The organism is Actinocorallia herbida, assembly GCF_003751225.1.
Lineage (GTDB): Bacteria > Actinomycetota > Actinomycetes > Streptosporangiales > Streptosporangiaceae > Actinocorallia > Actinocorallia herbida.
In genome coordinates this window covers 5,766,137-5,783,093 of record NZ_RJKE01000001.1, presented here as the reverse complement: position 1 = coordinate 5,783,093, position 16,957 = coordinate 5,766,137, and the positions used below count along the sequence as shown (strand labels likewise).

Sequence of the window (16,957 nt, the reverse complement as noted above, 5' to 3'; positions counted from 1 at the left end):
CTTGTTTCCGCTTTCAAGGCGGTCGATCAATGAAGGAATCCCCTGTGAATCACTCTTTCAGCCGACGTCACGTCCTCGGCCTCGGCATGGCGGCGGGCGCGGCCTTGCTCACCGGCTGCGGAGGCCCGCCCTCTTCCTCGTCCAGGTCCGGTGGCCGGTTGCGCGCGGTGTTCGCCGGTGGCGGCGCGACCGAGACGCTCGACCCGCACCTGGCCAACCTGTTCAACGAGGCGGCCCGTACCAAGGCCATGTTCGACAAGCTCGCCGACCTCGGCCCCGACATCGCGCCCGTGCCCCGCCTGGCCGAGAGCTGGGAGCCGAACGCCGACTTCACCATCTGGCGGATCCGGCTGCGCGAGGCCGCGTTCCACAATGGCAAGGCGGTCACCTCCGCCGACGTGCTCGCCAGCTACGCCCGCATCCTCGACCCGAATGCCACTTACCGGGCCAAGTCCAGCCTCGCCCTCATCGACCTCAAGGCCAGCCGGGCGTCCGACGACCGCACCGTCGAGTTCGCCCTGACGAAGCCGTTCGCGGAGTTCCCGAACGTGCTCGCCGCCTTCGGCACCCACATCATCCCCGAGGGCCACACCGACTTCACCGAGCCGGTCGGGTCGGGCCCGTTCTCCTTCGTGTCCTGGAAGCCCGGCAGCTCCGTGCTCCTCAAGGCCAACCCCGCCTACTGGGACGGCGCCCCGCGCATCGCCGAACTGGAAATCCTCATCGCCAACGAGGAGACCGCCCGCATGAACGCGCTCCTGGGCGGCCAGGCCGAATACGCCCACGACCTGTCGCCCGCCCTCGCCCGCCAGCACGAGAACCGCGCCGCGTTCGTCAAGTCGCCCAACAGCGCCATGCAGGCCTTCGCGATGAAGGTCGACCGGCCGCCCTTCAACAACGAGGACCTGCGCGAGGCGATGTTCCTGCTGACCGACCGGCAGCAGCTCGTCGACACCGTCATGCCCGGCGCCGGGCAGATCGGCAACGACCTGTTCGGCAAGGGCTACCAGCACTACGCCGCCGACATCCCCCAGCGTGAGCTCGACCTCGACCGGGCCAAGTCCCTCATCGCCAAGGCCGGTGCCGTCGGCACGACGATCGAGCTCACCACCGCGCCCGTCGCCGCCGGATTCGTCGAGGCCGCCACCGTCTTCGCCGAACAGATCCGCGCCGCGGGCCTGAAAGCGGAGATCAAGACCGCGAACAAGGACACCTACTGGGCCGACATCCTCACCAAGGGTTCCCTGGCGAGCTTCCGCTCCGGCGCGATGCCCATCGAGACCCACATCTCCCAAAGGCTCCTCACCAACTCCACCACCAACGCCACCCACTGGAAGCGGCCGGAGTTCGACGCCCTCTACGACAAGGCCGTCTCCTCATCGAAGGCCGCCGACCGTGACGCCGCCTACCTGGACATGCAGCGAATGCTGCACGCCGAAGGCGGCCTGCTCGTCTGGGGGTTCGCGGACTGGATCGTCGCCACTGCCGACAACGTGAAGGGAGTCGTGTCAGCACCCGCGAACAGCCTCGACTGGGCCCGGTTCGACAAGGTCGAACTGGCTTGATCACCCCCCGGTACGTCGGGCGGCGGCTGGCCCTCGCGCTCGCGCAGGTGGCCGCCGTCGCCTCGGCGGTCTTCCTGCTGTCCGACCTCCTGCCGGGCGACGCCGCCGTCATCATCGCCGGAGACGACCCCGACCCCGAGCGGATCGCCCAGATCCGCCAGGCGCTCGGCCTGGACCGGCCGCTGAGCGAGCGGTTCACCGACTGGCTGGGCGGGCTGCTCCGCGGCGACCTCGGCCACTCCCTGGTCTCCGACCGGCCGGTCAGCGCCATCCTCGGCGAAGCGCTGGGACCCACGCTCCTGCTCGCCTCGGCCACACTCGCGCTCCTCCTTCCCCTGGCAGCGGTACTCGGCGTCGCCGCGGCGCTGCGCGAAGGCGGGAGGTTCGACAAGGCGTTCACCGCGATCGCCGTCGGCCTGTACGCGGTTCCGGAGTTCGCCCTCGCGATCGTGTTCATCACCGCGCTCAGCGGCATCCTCCCGGTGACCGCGCTCGGCGGGCTCACCCCGGCTGCGATGGTGCCGCCCGTCGCGGTGATGCTGGCCCGGCCGCTGTGTTCGCTGAGCCGCCTGGTCCGCGCGGGCATGATCGGCGCGCTGCATGCCGGGTACACCGCCCACCCCGCCCGGCTCGGCGTCCCCGCGCGGCGGGTGCGGTATCTGCACGCGCTGCCCAACGCCGTGACTCCCGCCGTTCAGCAACTCGCCCGGACGGTCGACTGGCTGCTCGGCGGCGTGATCATCGTCGAGGCGGTCTTCGTCGTACCCGGGCTCGGCACGGTCCTCGCCGACGCGGTCGCCGACCGGGACCTGCCCGTCCTGCAAGGACTCGCGCTCGTCTTCGCGGCCACCACGGTCCTGGCGAACCTCACCGCGGACTTCGCCGCCTTCCGATTGGCCCCCCGAGCATGAGACGTCTCCTCCTCACGATCCCGCTGTTCATCGCCCTCGCAGGACCGTGGCTGGCCTCCGACAGCGGCGCCGTCACGGGAACGTCCTATGATCCGGGCGGCGGATGGCTCGGCACCGACTTCGCCGGACGAGACGTCTGGCAGCAGATCCTTCTTGGCGGCCGCACGCTGGTCGTCGTCGCCTTCACCGCGACGGCCGGCGCGTACCTCTTCGGCGCGCTGTGGGGCCTGACCGCGGCGACCGCCCGCAGCCGCCTGGTGGACGAGGCGCTGATGCGACCGCTGGATCTCCTGCTCGCCGTTCCGGCACTGTTCCTGATGCTCTTGCTCGCGACCCTCCTACCCGCCTCGGGGCTGACCTGGATCGTGATGCTCATCCATCTGCCCGACGTCGCGCGGCTCGTACGGGCGACCGCGCTGGAGGCCGCGCACGGCCCGCTCATGGACGCGCTGCGGATGCAGGGCGAGAGCTGGTGGCGCACGACGGTCCGGCACGTCGGAGGCTCGGCCGCCCGGGTCGTGGCGGCCGACGCCGGGACCCGGTTGACCGGGACCCTCTACCTCGTCGCAGCCGCGAGCTTCCTCGGCATCGGCGTGGCCCCCGACGCCGCGGACTGGGCGGTCATGATCGAGCGCAACCGCGCCGGGACGCTGCTCAATCCGTGGGCCGCCCTCGCACCCGCCCTCATGATCATCATGCTGTCGGTCGGGCTGAACCTCGCCTTCGACCGCGCATTGAGGAGCAGGACATGATCAACGTCGCCGACCTGAAGGTCACCCTCAACGGCCGCGCCCTCGTCGACGCAATGACCTTCACCGCGAAGGAAGGGCAGACCATCGCCCTGGTGGGGGCCTCGGGAAGTGGGAAGACCACGACCGGCCTCGCCCTGCTCGGCCAACTCCCACCCGGAAGCGAGATGAGCGGCCGCATCGCGATCGACGGACGGTGGCCGCCGCGCCGCGGTGACGTCGCATATCTGCCGCAGCACCCTTCAACGGTGCTGAACCCGGTGCGCCGGATCGGCTCGGTCCTGCGCGAACTCAGCCGTCTGCACGGAACCTCGGTGCCGGGAGTGCTCGCCGCCGCCAGCCTGCCTGCCGACACGGAGTTCCTCCGCCGGTTCCCGCACCAGCTGTCAGGCGGCCAGCAGCAACGACTCGCGTTCGCCCAGATCCTCCTGGCGGCCCCGAAAGTCCTCGTCGCCGACGAGCCGACGACAGGCCAGGACCCGAGAACCCGCGCAGAGCTGACCGCGACGTTCGCCGCGCTGCCCATCACGACCATCGTGCTGTCGCACGACCTCGATCTCGTCCGGCGCTTGGCCGACCACGTCATCGTCTTGCGCGGCGGACGGGTCCAGGAGGCCGGTCCGGACATTCTGGGCCGGCCGCGCAGCGACTACGCGCGAGCCCTGGTCGAAGCGGCGCGGCCTGTCGAAAACCCCGTCGCGGCAGAGCGGCCGGGTCCACCGATCCTCACGGTGCGCGACCTGACCGCGGCGTATCAAGGTCCCGTCCTGCGCGGCATCGACTTGGACATGGCGGCAGGAGAGAGGCTGGCGATAGTCGGCAGCTCCGGTAGCGGGAAGACGACGCTCGCACGATGCCTCGCCGGCCTGCACCGGCCGACTGCGGGCACCATCGCCCTGCACGGGCAGCGCCTGTCGCTCCGCCGGAACCGCGCCGAACTCGCCCGCGTCCAGTACATCTTCCAGGACCCCCGCGCCACGTTCGCGCCCGGCGGCCGGATCCTTGATCAAGTCGCCAGGACCGCCGTGCGCCTACGCGGCCTGCCGACCGCTGTGGCGGCTCGCGAGGCGGGCGTGCTCCTGGAGAACATGGGCCTCCCGGCCGAGACGAGCGGAAGGCCGGCCCGCACCTTGTCCGGTGGAGAACTCCAGCGGGCCGGCATCGCCAGAGCCGTGCTCGCCGACCCCGACGTTCTCATCTGCGACGAGATCACCTCGGCCCTGGACCCCCTGACCCAGGCCGACATCCTCGATCTCGTCACCGGTCTTCGCACGACGCTCATCCTGATCACCCATGACCCGATCGTCGTGGCACGTTCCGCCCAGCGGGTGATCGCCCTGAAGGAAGGAAGGGCGCTACAAGAGAGGGGCCGGCGACCGGCCGGGGTCGCCGACAGGAGACAGCCCCGGGGTGGATAGCCCCCGTCCGGTGTTCATCATCAGGGCGTCTGCCTACAGAAGATCAGTCTGCGGGCCGGGCGAGCAGGCCCGGTCCATGGTTCATGCGAGCGCGGGGGCTCCCCGGCGGCGTGCACGCGCCGCCGGGGAGCAGCCCCGCCCATGCCCAGAAGGAGGAACCGGTCGGGCGGGACGTTCCGAGGATCAGCGGGCGGAGCTGCGGTCGCCGTACGGCAGAAGTGCCATCTCGCGGGCGTTCTTGATGGCGGCGGCGATCTGCTTCTGCTGCTGGACGGTGACGCCGGTGACACGGCGGCTGCGGATCTTGCCGCGGTCGCTGATGAACTTCCGCAGGAGGTCGGTGTCCTTGTAGTCGATGTAGGTGACGCCGTGAAGTGGATTCTTCTTGGGGCGGGGGCGGCGGTCGCGCGGGTGGCTCATGCGGTCTCCTTGACGTCGAAGAAGGCGGCGAAGGGGTCGTCGTCGGATTCGGGGGATTCCCCGGGCGCCAGGAGACAGGCGTCCAGGAGGCGGTGGATGCGGACGCGGTCGAGGTCGGGGCCGGTGAACACGAGGTGCTGCACCCGGTCGCCGTGCTCGGCGCACCAGTCGAGGTCGGCCGCCAGCGTCCGGGCGGCGGGCAGCTCGTCCCAGGCATCAGAGGGCAGCGCGGCCAGCCAGGTGCCGGCGTCCTCGATGCCGACGACGCCGGCGACGGCGTCCCAGGCGATCATCCGGTCGGGCCGGTTGGCGAGCCAGAAGCGGCCGCGGCTGCGCACGGTCTCGGACGCGAGGGTGTCGGCGGCGTCGAAGAACCGGGCGGGGTGCAGGGGGCGGCGGGCCCGCCAGACGACGGTGTCGACGGCGTCGGTGTGGATGTCGCACGGCAGCAGCGCGGTGGCCGGATCGACGCGCAGGCCCAGTTCGCGGGCGCACAGCGCGGGACCGGTGACCGGCGGCAGCGGGTCGGTGGTGGCGATGACGGGCGTCGCGGGCGCGAGGTGGGAGAGGATCTCCCGGCACAGGTCGAGGTCTTCCTCGGGTACGCCGGGCAGGGGGGCGGGCATCAGCTCGGGCAGCATCAGGGAGGTGGCGTACTCGATCTGCCGCGCCAGGACCTCGGCCACATAGCGGGGATCGCCCGCGGACCCCGCCTTGCCCGCTTCCGTGAGCAGGTCGCCCCGGCACAGGTCTGCGGGCATGTGCTCGGCGTCCAGCGCGGTGAGCACGCCGGTGAGCCGGAGCCGGCCCCTGGCCTCTTCGGCGTGGCCGAGCGCGTCGGCGACCATACGGGGCTCGACGCAGTCCCACAGGTCCACCACCAGCACGGACGCGGTGACGGCGTAGCGCAGCAGCTGCGGGATCAGGTCCTCGCGCACGGTGCACGACACGCAGCCGTGCTCCAGTTCGACTTCGGTCCGCTCGGCGATGTTCCGGGCGTCGCGCACGACGCGCACGATCCGGTCCGCGGTGATGCCGCGCAGATCGTGGTGGATCGCGACCGCGTTCGGCTGCTCGCGCAGCAGCCGGTCGACGACGGCGGCCCGCGCGGGTCCGTGCAGCCCGGCGACCAGGACGACGGGGACGGTCATGACGTAACCTCACTTGCAACGATAATCATTTTCATTATCATGGCATGGCCTGAGACCGGAAAGGACACAAGGTGGCACGAACCGAACTCCGCCCCCTGATCAAGCTGAGATCCACCGCGGGGACGGGTCACACGTACGTGACCCGCAAGAACCGCCGCAACAGCCCCGACCGCCTGGTGCTGCGCAAGTACGACCCGATCGTGCGCAGGCACGTGACCTACCGAGAGGACCGCTAGATGAAACCGGGCATCCACCCGGAGTACCGGCCCGTCGTCTTCCGCGACGCGTCCGCCGACTACGCCTTCCTGACCCGCTCCACCGCCACCGGCGACAAGACCATCGCGTGGGAGGACGGCAACACCTACCCCGTCATCGACGTCGACGTCTCCTCCGCGAGCCACCCCTTCTACACCGGCCGCAACCGCACACTCGACACCGCGGGACGCGTCGAGCGGTTCCGGCAGCGCTACGGGGCCGCCAAATGAGCGCCGTCTGCATGCTCACCGGCACCAAGCCCGGCTTCGGCAAGCGCGTCTCGCACTCCCACCGCCGCACCAACCGCCGGTTCGACCCGAACATCCAGACCAAGCGCTACTTCCTGCCGAGCGAGCGGCGCACCGTGAAGCTCAAGCTGTCGGCGCGCGGCATGAAGACGATCGACAAGATCGGGATCGAGGCGGCCGTCCGCCGCATGCGCGCCCGGGGAGTGAAGGTCTGATGGCCAAGAAGAGCAAGATCGCCGCCGACGTGCGCCGTCGTGAGGTCGTCGCCCGCCACGCGGCCCGCCGCGCCGAGCTGAAGCGGATCATCTCCAGCCCGCACACGTCGCTGGAGATCAAGGCCGAAGCCTCCCGGGAGCTGGCCCGCCAGCCGCGCGACGGGAGCGCGACCCGGCTGCGCAACCGCGACGCCGTCGACGGACGGCCCCGCGGCCACCTGCGCCGCTTCGGCCTGTCCCGCGTCCGCTTCCGGGAGATGGCCCACCGCGGCGAGCTGCCCGGCGTCACCAAGTCCAGCTGGTAAGGAGCCCGCCATGGCAGTCCCCAAACGCAAGAAGTCCCGCAGCAACACCCGCACCCGCCGGGCCCAGTGGAAGGCCGACCGGCCCGCCCTCACCCCGGTGACGGTCGACGGCGAGCAGATCCAGGTGCCGCGCCGCCTGATCCGCGCCTACCAGCGCGGCCTGCTGGCCCGCTGACGGACCGCGTCCCGCACCCGGGCTCCCTCGCGCGCCGAGGGGGCCCGGGCTTCGCCAACGAGAGAGATCCCTTGACCTCACCAGCGCCTGTGCGCCTGCGCTGCCCGTCACCGTTCTGTCCGGGTTCCTGGGCGCGGGCAAGACGACCCTGCTGAACCACGTGCTCAACAACCGCGACGGCCTGCGCACCGCGGTCATCGTCAACGACCTGAGCGAGGTGAACATCGACGCCGACCTGATCCGCGATCTGGCCGATGAGCAGGTCGGTGATGGTCCGGTCGTCGTCCTCGTACTCGCCGAAGGCGAACGTCGCGGCGACGGAGGAGCCTTGTCGCGCACCGACGAGCGGCTGGTGGAGCTGTCGAACGGATGCATCTGCTGCACCTCTCCAGCCTGGTCTTCCGCTCCCCGCGGCCCTTCCACCCCCAGCGCCTGTGGGACCTCATCGGCGAAGGATTCCGCGGTGCGGGCGGCGTCCTGAGGGTGAAGGGCTTCTGCCGTCTCGCGAGCCGTCCCTCCACCGCGGCGTTGTGGTCCCAGGCAGGGCCCGTCATCCGCCTGGAGCCGTTCGCGACCGTCGACGACGCCTCACCCGAAGGCCAGGAACTCGTCTTCATCGGCACCGCGCTGCGGCACGACACGCTGCACGACCGCTGACCGCATGCCTCATCACCGCCCACAGGGATGACGCGCTCTACGGGACGTCATTCGTAGACGAAGTCGGGCTTGTCGATGCGTGCGACGTCCTGCGCGCGGATCTGGTAGACGGGAGGGCCCTGTGGATCGCCCGCGGGCCGCCAGAAGCCGGTGACCTCGATCCAGGTGCCGTCCGCTGGAGCGGGAGCGTCGAGTACTTCCACGGTGAGGGCGACGGCGTCGGCTGCGCAGCAGCTCATCTGGAGACGGCCGACCGCCCATGTGCCGTTCTCGCTGCGGACGGCGAAGCCGGTCAGCTGGACGCTCCTGCCCATCAGCGTGGGCGCCTCGCCGAGCTGTGCCTGGTAGGACCTCTGCAGGAACTCGAAGATCGTCAGGGGCAGCGGATCAGGCTCGCTCGGCAGGAGCGGGAGGTCACTGAGAGCCGCGGGAAGCGGCGCCGGCTGCTCGGCGGCTCGCGAGGCGGTGTACGCGCCGAGTTCGGGCGGCGCGATGGCGAGGATCACCAGGACCGGCAGGCACAGCAGCCATCCGGTGCGCGGCCCGCTGTGGTGATGGCCCGCGTGGTCGTCCGGGCCATGGTCGGGGTCTGCGTGCCAGTCACGCCGCATTCCCGCGGCGCCGAGGGCGAGCAGCACCACGGCGCAGGCGATGAGCGGATACCGCAGGCCGGGCTTGACGTAGTCGGTGACCTGGCCGGTGACGAGCGTGATCCACAGGATCGTGCCGCCGAGCACCAGCATGAGCATGTTCTGGAAGGCACGGGTCACAGGAAAAGGGCTCCGAAGGCAGAGCTGACGGCGACGGCCAGCACGAAGGTGAGGGGGACGAACCGCAGGGCGAAGTCCCGGCCGAAGAAGCCGGTCTGCATGGCGATGAGCTTCAGGTCGACCATCGGGCCGACCACGAGGAACGCGAGCTTGGCGGTGGGGGAGAAGGAGGTCAGGCTGGCCGCGACGAACGCGTCGGCCTCGGAGCAGATCGACATCAGCACGGCGAGCACCGCGAGGACCAGCACTGACGCCCAGGGGATGCCGGCGACCGCGTTCACCCATGCCGCCGGCACGGCGACGTTGATGGTGGCCGCGGCGATCGCGCCGACGATGAGGAAGCCGCCCGCGTGCATGAGGTCGTGCCGGGCGGCCTGGCGGTAGGCGTCCCACTTGCCGCTGTCGTGCGCGGGGGGCGCGGGGATGCGGATCCACTCGGCCTTGCCGAAGCGCAGCCACGCCCATCCGGCGAGCACCGCCACGAGGAGCGAGGCACCGAACCGGGCCGCGACCATGCCGGGCTGTCCGGGGAACGCGACCGCCGTCGCGACCATCACGATCGGGTTGATCGCCGGTGCCGCCAGCAGGAAGGTCAACGCGGCGGCGGGCGCGACCCCGCGCGCCATGAGCCCGCCGGCGACGGGCACGGAGGCGCACTCGCACCCAGGAAGGACGGCGCCCGCGATACCGGCGACGGGAACCGCCGCGGCCCCGTTGCGGGGCAGCAGCCGCTGCCAGGTTCGTGCGGGTACGAACGCGGTGATCGCGGCGGAGAGCGCGACCCCGAACACCAGGAAAGGCAGCGCCTGCACGCAGATGGCGACGAAGATCGTCGCCCATGCCAGGACTGCTTCCTGGGTGAGGACGGGGGCGACGTACGCCCGGATGAGCACCACGATGGAGCCGAGGGCGAACAGCAGCCATACCGCGTCCGAGCCCGGGGAGGAACGCGCGGTTCGGCGGGCGGAAGGGGAGGACCGCTGGGGTCCTTCGAGGCGGTCGGACGCATGGGGGTGTGTCACCCGCCCATGCTCCCACTAACGACAATGAGTTTCGTTACCGTTGTCGGAATTCTGGACAACGTGCTGCGGGCCGAGGGCGTCGAACATGGCGGTCATCTCGTAGGCGTCAACCTCTGGAAGGGGGCCGGCTTGCCGGGCCCCCTTCGTTTCCGCTTCAGATCAGCTGTTGGGGATCAGGGCGGCGAGGGGCAGGGTGCCGCCCATCAGTGCGGAGACGGTCGTGCCGCAGGTGGCGGGGGTGTCGGAGTTCGTGCAGTGGTGGGTGGCGGTGTAGGTGCCGGTGGCGAGGTCCTTGGCCCAGGTGGAGCCGAGATCGCGGAGGCGGGCGGTGTTGGTGGTGGTCGGGGAGCATCCGGCGGCGAGGGTGGCGGCCGGCGTCGGGTTCCCGCTGGCCATGCTGGCGTCGGATGCAGGGGCGGTCCGGACGCGTACGGCAGAACGTGGTGTCGCTGCTCTTCCGTGGGTTGATCAGCCGCTTCGGGACCCGTCGGCGAGCCCTCTTTCCGCCGTGTGCTCAGGAGATCGGGCCACCCCGGCGTCCGGAGGGCACGGCGGCGCCGCGTCGTGCGGTGCCCGTCAGGCGATGAGCCAGAAGAGGAGCCCGGCGGCGAAGGTGCAGGCCACGAGCATGAGGAACAGATTGGCGAGTGCCTTCGCGCGGGAGGTGTGCGAGGCGAGGTGGAGCGTCTCGACGATGTGGGTGGAGAAGGTGGTGAAACCCCCGCACCAGCCCATGCCGGCGATCGCGGCCCAGTCGGTGTGCGGCCCGGCCCCCATGACGGCACCCAGGACCGCCGAGCCGAGAACGTTCACGGTCAACGTCGCCGCAGGAAGCGTCGTCGGCCACTTCGCGCGCAACGCGCCGTCGACGACATAGCGCATCGCGGCACCCAGCGCCCCGGCGAGGACGATCAGCCAGAACGTCACAGCGGCTCCCCATGGTCCGGGCGGGCGCAGGACGCCGGGACAGAGCGGCCAGAGCGCGCCAGCGCGAAGCCGACGGCCCCGGCGAACAGGCCCCCGGCAAGACTGAGCAAGGCGAAGGCCAGGGCCGGGCCGGGACGTCCCGCGCGGACCATCAGGTCGAGCTGTGCCGCCAGGCTGCCATAGGTCGTGTACGCGCCGAACGCCCCGGTGCCGACCGCCAGACGGACGTCGCGGCGCCGCGGCGTCTCCGCGCCGCGCCCGGCCAGCAACGCGGTGAGCAGCGCCAGCCCGAACGCCCCAGTGACGTTGACGAACAGTAGCGACCACGGCCACGCCACACCCGACGGAAGCCGCAACCCCACCACCTCACGCACCCCGGTTCCGAGCGCGCCACCCACCGCGACCAGACCCACCAGCCGCGGCCGAACCCACACGGGAACCCCCATGCCCCGACCCTGCACCCCGCTTCTCCCTCACCTGCCCAAGACACAACACACCCACCGAACTCTTTGCCACCCGCAGCACCCAGACCTCCCTGCTTCCAAGAGCGCACCGCACCTCACGGTTCCGGGGGAACCTCACTCGAAGGTTCCCCGTACCGCGAGGTCGGCGTTCGCCTCAGACCCCGGGTGCCTCGTAGTGCTGTCTGGCGGTCTCTTCGTAGACGTCGGGGATGCCGTCGTGGTCGCGGTCGGCGGTCTCTGCGTCGTGGATGCGGCGGTAAACGCGGTTGCGGGCGCGCAGGACGATCCCGGCGAGGAGGGTGGCGGCGATCGATGCCGTCAAGACGGCGATCTTGACGAGGTCGGCGGTCTCGGGGTGGGCGGGGAAGGCGAGTTCGCCGATGAGGAGGGAGACGGTGAAGCCGATGCCCGCCAGTAGGGACAGCCCGAGGACGTCGGTCCAGGCGAGGCCTTCGTCGAGTTCGGCGCGGGTGAAGCGGGCGACGAGCCAGGTCGCGGCCATGATGCCGATGGGCTTGCCGACGACGAGGCCGACCAGGACGCCGAGGGCGATCGGGTTGCGCAGGGCGTCGCCGAGGCCGGACACGCCGCCGAAGGCGACTCCGGCGGACAGCAGTGCGAAGACGGGGACGGCGAAGCCGGCGGACAGGGGCCGGAAGCGGTGCTCGAAGTGCTCGGCGAGGCCGTGGCCGTCGCCGGGCTCGTCCCGCTCGCCCCGTAGAACGGGGACGGCGAAGCCGAGCAGGACGCCGGCGACGGTGGCGTGGACGCCGGAGGCGTGCACCAGCGTCCAGGTCGCGAACGCCAGGGGCGGGAGCAGCCACCAGGAGCGGATCCGCCGCTGGACCAGCACCGTGAACACCGCCAGCGGGATCAGTGCGCCGAGCAGGGGCAGCGGGGCGAGATCCGCGGTGTAGAAGAGGGCGATGATGACGATCGCGATGAGGTCGTCGACGACCGCGAGCGTCAGCAGGAAGGTCCGCAGGGCGTTGGGGAGGCAGCGGCCCAGGACGGCCAGGACCGCGAGCGCGAAGGCGATGTCGGTCGCCGTGGGGATCGCCCAGCCGTCGCCGGCGCCCGGGGTGCCGGCCGTCACCAGCAGGTACAGGACCGCAGGGACGATGACCCCGCCGCAGGCGGCGGCAACGGGTACGAGCGCCCGGCGGGGGTCGCGCAGGTCGCCGGCGACGAACTCGCGCTTGAGTTCCAGGCCCGCGACGAAGAAGAAGATGGCCAGGAGCCCGTCGGCGGCCCATGTGGCCAGGCTGAGGTCGAGGTGCAGGGCGTGCGGGCCGATGGTGAAGTCCTGTACCGCGGTGTAGGACGACGCCCAGGGAGAGTTCGCCCACACGACCGCGATCACCGCGCCGGCCAGGAGTAGCGCGCCGCCGACCGTCTCGGTCCGCAGGATCTCGGCGATGCGGCGCGCCTCGGGCCAGCTCCCGCGCTGGAAGAGGACCCGCCTGGGCGTGCCGGTGCTGCTGCTCAAGGGAGCCTCCGTCTGGGATCGCGAACAAGACCGCCGACCAGACTTCCCGGCACACCTGCGGTCACTGTACCGGACGAAAGATCACACAAAGCGCACGTAATTGACTATTTCCGGCAAGGTGTGGTGGATCTCGCGCCGGGCTCTAGGATGCGCGTTGGTTTGCCGGGAAGCCTGGTCGGCGAGTCCCTTCGTCGTCTCCGGGAAAGGCCCGCCATGGCGCAGCACCGTCCCGGTCCTTCGCGCGAGCCCTCCGCGCGGATCGCGGGTGCGGTGCTGCGGGAGGTCCGGTGGGGCGGGGGTCGGTGAAGTGGTTCCGGCATCCGGGACGAGTGATCGTCGGGGCTTTCGGGGCCGCGGTGCTCATCGGGACCGGTCTGCTGTGTTTTCCGGTGGCGAGCGCGTCGGGTGTCTCGGCGGGGGTGCTGACGGCGCTGTTCACCTCGACGTCGGCCGTGTGCGTCACCGGTCCGGTGGTGGTCGACACCGGTGAACGGTGTTCGGCGAGGTCGTCATCCCGGCGAGCCGGCCGGACGCCCGTCTACCTGGGGATCTTGCATGCGGTGTCGGCGTTCAACAACGCCGGGTTCGCGGCTTCCCCCTCGCCGACATCGCGATCCTCGCCTCCGCCACGACCGTCGTCCTGGCCGCAGGGGCCTGGCGGTTCGCCCGCCGGGACATCGGCCGCTGAGCTTTGGCGGATTCCTGGACCAAGGAAGAGCCGGTCCGGCCACGCGCGGCCATACACTTGTATGGGATACAGATGTATGGTTGGTTAAACGTTCGTATCGGGGGCGATCACGATGGAGCAGAAATCGGTGAACGAGGATCTGACCGCCAAGGCGCGGATCAGGGACGCGGCACTGGCGGAGTTCGCCCGGCACGGTGTCAAAGGCACGACGGTGCGGGGGGTGGCCGAGGCCGCCGGGGTGTCGGCGGGGCTGGTGCAGCACCACTTCGGCACCAAGGAGGGGCTGCGGGAGGCGTGCGACTCCTACGCACTGGAGACCGTCCGGCGCGTGAAGCGGGAGGCATTCGAGAGCGGCATGGGAGACCCCGGTTTCATGGCCACCGCGGTCGCCGCCGGGCTGCCGATCCAGCGCTACCTCGCCCGTGCCCTCGTCGACGGATCGCCCGCGGCGGCGCGCCTGTTCGACGACGCCGTCGCCTTCAGCGAGCAGCTGCTCGGCGGCGGCGCTCCCGGGATGGCGGAACCGAGCACCGAGGATCTGCATGCGTACGCGGCGGTGATGACCGCGATGAACTTCGGGCAGATGGTCCTGCACGAGCACCTGTCGCGCGCGCTCGGCGTCGACACGCTCAGCACCGACGGCTACCGCAAGGTCGCCCTGGCGATGCTCGACATCAACGACGACCGGCTGATGAGCCCGGAGCTCGTCGCCCACGCGCGCGCCGCACTCCGAGGGCTTCCCCACGCAGGCGCCGATGTCCGCTGATCTGCTCCCCGCCCCGTTGCCGCCCGCGGGGCGAATACCCGGCGCGACTTCGGCCCGTTCCGACGGGCCTCCCTTCGGGCGGATCTCCACCTCCGCCGCCGCCGCCCGCCGCACCGACTCCGACCCGCCCCGGACCGGAGCACGCACACACACCGCGTATCCGCACGCCTCGCGCGCGCCCGCCCCGCCCCGCCCCGGGCCCAAGGCCTGAGCCTCCGGAGGAGGGCGGGCGGCCGCACGCCCCTTCCTTCCTCTTCTCCAGGAGGTTCCACCATGCACGCCCAGCACGTACCCCCCATCTCCGTGTCCGGCCTGACCAAGTCCTTCGGCGCCACCCGTGCCCTCGACGGCCTCGACCTCACCGTGCGGCGCGGCGAGGTGCACGGGTTCCTCGGCCCCAACGGCTCCGGCAAGTCCACGACCATTCGCGTCCTGCTCGGGATGCTGCGCGCCGACGGCGGCGAGGCCGCCCTCCTCGGCGGCGACCCGTGGAAGGACGCAACCGCCCTGCACGAGCGCCTCGCCTACGTGCCCGGCGACGTCACGCTGTGGCCGAACCTCACCGGCGGCGAGGTCATCGACCTCATCGGCCGGATGCGCGGCGGTATCGACAAGCGCCGCAAGGCTGAACTGCTGGAGCGGTTCGAACTCGACCCCCGCAAGAAGAGCCGCACCTACAGCAAGGGCAACCGCCAGAAGGTCGGCCTCGTCACCGCCCTGGCCTCCGACGCCGAACTCCTCATCCTCGACGAGCCCACCTCCGGCCTCGACCCCCTCATGGAGGAGGTCTTCCAAGACTGCGTCCGCCAGGCCCGAGACGCGGGCCGCACCGTCCTGCTGTCCAGCCACATCCTCAGCGAGGTCGAGGCGCTCTGCGACCGCGTCACCATCATCCGCGCGGGCCACACTGTCGAGACCGGCACCCTCGACGAACTCCGCCACCTCACCCGCACCTCCCTCGATGCCGTCCTCGACTCCCCGCCCGACGGCCTCGACACCCACCCCCACGTGCACGACCTCCGCATCGACGGCGCCCGCGTGCGCTGCGAGGCCGACACCGCCCACCTCGGCGAGATCCTCGTCCTGCTCGCCCAGGCGGGGGTGCGCACCCTCACCAGCCGGCCGCCCACCCTCGACGAGCTCTTCCTGCGCCACTACCAGGCCGAGGCCGTCCGATGAACGCGCTCACCGGCACCGCCGGGCTCATCCGGCTAATCCTGCGCCGCGACCGCTTCCTGCTGCCGCTGTGGATCCTGTGGCTCGGTGCCATCCCCGCCGGGTTCACCTCCGCCACCGCGGAGCTGTACCCCACCGCCGCCGACCAGGGCAAGTACGCCGCGACCATCGGCGCCAACCCCACGTTCCTCGCCCTGTACGGGCCGATGTACGACCCGGGGCTCGGCGGGATCGTCGTCCAGCGCGCCTCCCTGATCGCCGTCGTCATCGCCCTCATCGCCGCCCTCACCGTCATCCGGCACACCCGGGCCGAGGAGGAGGCCGGGCGGCGCGAGCTGCTCGGCGCGACCCGGATGGGAAGGGCCGCGCCGCTGGCCGCCGCCCTCGCCGTCACGATGACGGCCTGCGTTGTGGTCGGCGCACTCGCCGCCGCGGGCATGGCATCCCAGGACCTGCCCGCGGCCGGCTCGATCGCCTTTGGGTTGCAGCTCGCCCTGGCCGGAGTGGTCTTCGCCGCGGTGGCCGGGCTCGCCGCCCAGCTCACCATCGGTGCCGCGGCGGCCCGCGGGCTGAGCCTCGCGGTCCTCGGTGCGGCCTTCGTCGTGCGGATGGCCGCCGACAGCGCGGACGGCCTCACCTGGCTCGGGTGGGCGTCCCCGCTCGGCTGGGTGCAGCGCTCGCGCCCGTACGAAGCGGAGCGCTGGTGGACTTTCGCGCTCGGCGCGGCCCTCGCGCTCGCGCTGGCCTGGGCCGCCGCCCGCATGACCGCGCGCCGTGACCTCGGCGCGGGCCTGCTGCCCGACCGGCTCGGCCCCGCCGACGCCTCCCGGGGGCTGCGCGGGCCGTTCTCCCTGGCCTGGCGGCTGCACCGCCGCAGCCTCGCGGGCTGGCTCGCCGGATTCGCCGCGCTCGGCGCGGTCTACGGCGGCTTCGGCGGGAGCGTCGGCGACCTGATCGCCGACAACCCCGAGCTCGGCGACGTGTTCGCCCGCCTCGGCGGCGAGGCCGGGCTCATCGACGCCTACTTCAGCTCCGCGATGGGCATCATGGGCCTCATCGCCTGCGGCTACGCCGTCTCGGCCACCCTCCGCCTGCGCGCCGAGGAGTCGTCCCTGCACCTCGAACCCGTCATGGCCACCCCGACCGGGCGGCTGCGCTGGGCCGCCGCGCACCTCACGATGGCGGCGGCGGGATCGGCGGCGATCCTCGCGGCCGGCGGCCTCGCCGCGGGCCTCGTGCACGGCCTCAGCGCGGGCGGGTCCGGCGAGTCGGTCCGCGTCCTCGGCATCGCCCTGGCCCAGATCCCGGCGGTCTGGGTCCTCGGCTCCGTCGGCACAATCCTGTTCGGAGCGCTGCCCCTCCTCATGCTCGTCGGCGCCGCCCTCGACCTGGACCCGGTCCTGCTCGACCTGTCCCCGTTCGCCCACGTGCCGAAGCTCGGCGCCGGATTCACCGCCGCCCCGCTCACCACCCTGACCGCCGCGGCCTTCGTCCTCACCGCCGTCGGTCTCGCCGCCTTCCGGCGCCGCGACCTGTCCTTCGGCTGAGACCGCACCACATCCGCGTCGGCCGCCCGCTCCCCTTGC

The 16,957-nt window shown here is 71.6% G+C and carries 23 protein-coding genes; 15 read left to right on the top strand and 8 right to left on the bottom strand.

Annotation, left to right across the window (positions count from 1 at the left end; all coding sequences use genetic code 11):
* Window positions 1-44 precede the first annotated feature (44 nt).
* Genes EDD29_RS26260 through EDD29_RS26245 form a run of 4 tightly spaced genes read left to right on the top strand, consistent with a single transcriptional unit; the run spans window position 45 to window position 4,643 of the window.
* Window positions 45-1,565 carry an ABC transporter substrate-binding protein gene (locus EDD29_RS26260; RefSeq protein ID WP_246053032.1) on the top strand — a complete coding sequence of 507 codons (1,521 nt, stop codon included), beginning with the start codon at window positions 45-47 and terminating at the stop codon, window positions 1,563-1,565.
* Window positions 1,562-2,476: an ABC transporter permease gene (locus tag EDD29_RS26255; protein WP_123666954.1), complete on the top strand. Its 915-nt coding sequence runs from the start codon at window positions 1,562-1,564 to the stop codon at window positions 2,474-2,476. The genes EDD29_RS26260 and EDD29_RS26255 overlap by 4 nt, the downstream gene beginning before the upstream one ends.
* Window positions 2,473-3,228: an ABC transporter permease gene (locus EDD29_RS26250; RefSeq protein WP_123666953.1), complete on the top strand. Its 756-nt coding sequence runs from the start codon at window positions 2,473-2,475 to the stop codon at window positions 3,226-3,228. The genes EDD29_RS26255 and EDD29_RS26250 overlap by 4 nt, the downstream gene beginning before the upstream one ends.
* Window positions 3,225-4,643 (top strand): ABC transporter ATP-binding protein, encoded by a 1,419-nt coding sequence (locus EDD29_RS26245; protein ID WP_123666952.1) that lies wholly within the window; start codon window positions 3,225-3,227, stop codon window positions 4,641-4,643. Before EDD29_RS26250 ends, EDD29_RS26245 begins: the two co-directional genes overlap by 4 nt.
* Before the next feature lie 183 nt (window positions 4,644-4,826).
* On the opposite strand, the gene rpsR is transcribed toward EDD29_RS26245, so the two are convergent.
* Window positions 4,827-5,063 (bottom strand): 30S ribosomal protein S18, encoded by a 237-nt coding sequence (gene rpsR / locus EDD29_RS26240; protein WP_123666951.1) that lies wholly within the window; start codon window positions 5,061-5,063, stop codon window positions 4,827-4,829.
* Complete coding sequence (locus EDD29_RS26235; RefSeq protein ID WP_123666950.1) at window positions 5,060-6,214, bottom strand: CobW family GTP-binding protein; 1,155 nt, start codon at window positions 6,212-6,214, stop codon at window positions 5,060-5,062. Before EDD29_RS26235 ends, rpsR begins: the two co-directional genes overlap by 4 nt.
* A 71-nt stretch (window positions 6,215-6,285) precedes the next feature.
* On the opposite strand from EDD29_RS26235, the gene rpmG reads away from it, so the two are divergent.
* From rpmG to EDD29_RS46450, 7 genes are all read left to right on the top strand, one after another.
* Window positions 6,286-6,450, top strand: a complete 165-nt coding sequence (gene rpmG / locus EDD29_RS26230) for a 50S ribosomal protein L33 (RefSeq protein ID WP_123666949.1) — start codon at window positions 6,286-6,288, stop codon at window positions 6,448-6,450.
* Entirely contained in the window at window positions 6,451-6,699 is a 249-nt protein-coding gene (locus EDD29_RS26225; protein WP_123666948.1) for a type B 50S ribosomal protein L31, read from the top strand. It begins immediately after the preceding gene.
* Window positions 6,696-6,932: a 50S ribosomal protein L28 gene (rpmB, locus tag EDD29_RS26220; RefSeq protein ID WP_170201582.1), complete on the top strand. Its 237-nt coding sequence runs from the start codon at window positions 6,696-6,698 to the stop codon at window positions 6,930-6,932. The genes EDD29_RS26225 and rpmB overlap by 4 nt, the downstream gene beginning before the upstream one ends.
* On the top strand, window positions 6,932-7,237 hold the full coding sequence (gene rpsN / locus EDD29_RS26215; protein WP_123666946.1) for a 30S ribosomal protein S14: 306 nt from the start codon (window positions 6,932-6,934) through the stop codon (window positions 7,235-7,237). The genes rpmB and rpsN overlap by 1 nt, the downstream gene beginning before the upstream one ends.
* Window positions 7,238-7,247: 10 nt before the next feature.
* Complete coding sequence (gene rpmF, locus EDD29_RS26210; protein ID WP_123666945.1) at window positions 7,248-7,412, top strand: 50S ribosomal protein L32; 165 nt, start codon at window positions 7,248-7,250, stop codon at window positions 7,410-7,412.
* 160 nt (window positions 7,413-7,572) lie between these two features.
* Window positions 7,573-7,893: a GTP-binding protein gene (locus EDD29_RS26205; protein WP_281280947.1), complete on the top strand. Its 321-nt coding sequence runs from the start codon at window positions 7,573-7,575 to the stop codon at window positions 7,891-7,893.
* Window positions 7,782-8,069 carry a CobW C-terminal domain-containing protein gene (locus EDD29_RS46450; RefSeq protein ID WP_211359906.1) on the top strand — a complete coding sequence of 96 codons (288 nt, stop codon included), beginning with the start codon at window positions 7,782-7,784 and terminating at the stop codon, window positions 8,067-8,069. The genes EDD29_RS26205 and EDD29_RS46450 overlap by 112 nt, the downstream gene beginning before the upstream one ends.
* A gap of 47 nt (window positions 8,070-8,116) precedes the next feature.
* Here EDD29_RS46450 and EDD29_RS26200 read toward each other — a convergent pair whose 3' ends face one another.
* The 6 genes from EDD29_RS26200 to nhaA all read right to left on the bottom strand — a co-directional run bounded on the left by EDD29_RS26200 (window position 8,117) and on the right by nhaA (window position 12,741).
* The gene (locus EDD29_RS26200) at window positions 8,117-8,839 is read right to left on the bottom strand and encodes a TIGR03943 family putative permease subunit (RefSeq protein WP_123666944.1); all 723 of its coding nucleotides are present in this window, start codon (window positions 8,837-8,839) and stop codon (window positions 8,117-8,119) included.
* The gene (locus EDD29_RS26195; RefSeq protein ID WP_246053030.1) at window positions 8,836-9,861 is read right to left on the bottom strand and encodes a permease; all 1,026 of its coding nucleotides are present in this window, start codon (window positions 9,859-9,861) and stop codon (window positions 8,836-8,838) included. The genes EDD29_RS26200 and EDD29_RS26195 overlap by 4 nt, the downstream gene beginning before the upstream one ends.
* 159 nt (window positions 9,862-10,020) lie before the next feature.
* The gene (locus EDD29_RS26190; RefSeq protein WP_123666943.1) at window positions 10,021-10,257 is read right to left on the bottom strand and encodes a hypothetical protein; all 237 of its coding nucleotides are present in this window, start codon (window positions 10,255-10,257) and stop codon (window positions 10,021-10,023) included.
* A 180-nt stretch (window positions 10,258-10,437) separates the two neighbouring features.
* On the bottom strand, window positions 10,438-10,788 hold the full coding sequence (locus EDD29_RS26185) for a fluoride efflux transporter FluC (protein WP_123666942.1): 351 nt from the start codon (window positions 10,786-10,788) through the stop codon (window positions 10,438-10,440).
* The gene (locus tag EDD29_RS26180) at window positions 10,785-11,234 is read right to left on the bottom strand and encodes a fluoride efflux transporter FluC (RefSeq protein ID WP_123670692.1); all 450 of its coding nucleotides are present in this window, start codon (window positions 11,232-11,234) and stop codon (window positions 10,785-10,787) included. The genes EDD29_RS26185 and EDD29_RS26180 overlap by 4 nt, the downstream gene beginning before the upstream one ends.
* Window positions 11,235-11,406: 172 nt before the next feature.
* On the bottom strand, window positions 11,407-12,741 hold the full coding sequence (nhaA, locus tag EDD29_RS26175) for a Na+/H+ antiporter NhaA (protein WP_123666941.1): 1,335 nt from the start codon (window positions 12,739-12,741) through the stop codon (window positions 11,407-11,409).
* Window positions 12,742-13,234: 493 nt separating this feature from the next.
* On the opposite strand from nhaA, the gene EDD29_RS26170 reads away from it, so the two are divergent.
* From EDD29_RS26170 to EDD29_RS26155, 4 genes are all read left to right on the top strand, one after another.
* Window positions 13,235-13,429, top strand: a complete 195-nt coding sequence (locus EDD29_RS26170) for a hypothetical protein (protein WP_123666940.1) — start codon at window positions 13,235-13,237, stop codon at window positions 13,427-13,429.
* Window positions 13,430-13,556: 127 nt separating this feature from the next.
* Window positions 13,557-14,195, top strand: a complete 639-nt coding sequence (locus EDD29_RS26165) for a TetR/AcrR family transcriptional regulator (RefSeq protein WP_281280945.1) — start codon at window positions 13,557-13,559, stop codon at window positions 14,193-14,195.
* Between the two features lie 273 nt (window positions 14,196-14,468).
* Entirely contained in the window at window positions 14,469-15,374 is a 906-nt protein-coding gene (locus EDD29_RS26160) for an ABC transporter ATP-binding protein (protein ID WP_123666938.1), read from the top strand.
* Window positions 15,371-16,918 carry an ABC transporter permease gene (locus EDD29_RS26155; RefSeq protein WP_123666937.1) on the top strand — a complete coding sequence of 516 codons (1,548 nt, stop codon included), beginning with the start codon at window positions 15,371-15,373 and terminating at the stop codon, window positions 16,916-16,918. Before EDD29_RS26160 ends, EDD29_RS26155 begins: the two co-directional genes overlap by 4 nt.
* The last annotated feature ends 39 nt before the right edge of the window (window positions 16,919-16,957 follow it).